Origin of the sequence: Frankia gtarii (assembly GCF_025403375.1) — a bacterium.
GTDB classification, from domain to species: domain Bacteria; phylum Actinomycetota; class Actinomycetes; order Frankiales; family Frankiaceae; genus Frankia; species Frankia gtarii.
Genome location: NZ_JAMPTM010000556.1, coordinates 1 through 1111, shown reverse-complemented (window position 1 = coordinate 1111; position 1111 = coordinate 1). Strand labels below are relative to the sequence as shown.

Annotated in this window: 2 pseudogenes; one reads left to right on the top strand and one right to left on the bottom strand. The window is 68.6% G+C overall.

What is annotated here, in order from left to right:
• Window positions 1–994: pseudogene (locus NBZ83_RS32270) on the bottom strand (DUF3516 domain-containing protein); the annotation flags it as partial.
• Between NBZ83_RS32270 and NBZ83_RS34435 the strand changes: the two are divergent.
• Window positions 990–1111: pseudogene (locus NBZ83_RS34435) on the top strand (DUF3516 domain-containing protein); the annotation flags it as partial. The pseudogenes NBZ83_RS32270 and NBZ83_RS34435 overlap by 5 nt on opposite strands.

Here is a 1111-nt window from a genome sequence, read left to right as displayed (position 1 = left end):
CCTCCGGATCGGGGTTGCTCAGCCGCTCCCACTCGTCGAGCAGGCTGGAGTCGGTCTGGCGCACCAGCTCCCCGAGCCACTCGGTGAGGTCGACGACCTCCTCGGTGCGGGCGTCCTCCGGCACCGTCTGGCGCAACGCCTTGTAGGCGTCGGCGAAGTAGCGCAGCAGCAGCCCCTCGGAGCGGGCCAGCCCGTAGAACGCCACATACTCGGCGAACGTCATCGCCCGCTCGAACAGCTCCCGGGCCACCGACTTCGGCGCCAGCTCGTAGTCGTCGACCCAGGGATGACCCTGGCGGTACGTCGCGAACGCCGCGGCGAGCAGCTCACCCAACGGCTGCGGATAGGTGACCTCCTCCAGCAGCTCCATCCGCCGGTCGTACTCGATCCCCTCGGCCTTCATCGCCGCCACCGCCTCCCCACGCGCCTTGCTCAACTGCGCGTGCAGCACCTGGCGGGGGTTGTCCAACGTCGACTCCAGCACCGACAGCACATCGAGGGCGTAGGTCGGCGACGCCGGATCGAACAGCTCGAGCGCGGCCAGCGCAAACGGCGACAGCGGCTGGTTGAGCGCGAAATCAAGCTGCAGATCCCCGGTCACCCGCACGTTGCGGCCCAGCTCGTCGGGGGAGTCGAGCTTCTCCACCACCCCCGCGGCCAGCAGCGCCCGGTAGATCGCGATCGCCCGGTGGATCAACCGGCGCTGCGTCGCGGGATCCGAATGATTGTCGGTGAGCAGATGACGCATCGACGAGAACGCGTCCCCGGGCCGGTTGACGACGTTGAGCAGCATCGCGTGCGTCACCGTGAACTGCGACGTCAACGGCTCCGGCTCGGCGCCGACAAGACGCTCGAACGTCGGCTCCCCGTAGCCGACGGTGCCCTCCGGCGGCTTCTTGCGCACCACCTTGCGCCGCTTCTTCGGATCGTCGCCGGCCTTCGCCAACGCCCGCATGTTGTCCACCACATGATCGGGCGCCTGCACGACGACGTTCGAGCGTCTTGTCGGCGCCGAGCCGGAGCCGTTGACGTCGCAGTTCACGGTGACGCACGCGATGCTGCTCAACGTCGTCAACCGGCCCGGGGACGCGTTCTCGTCGATGCGTCATCT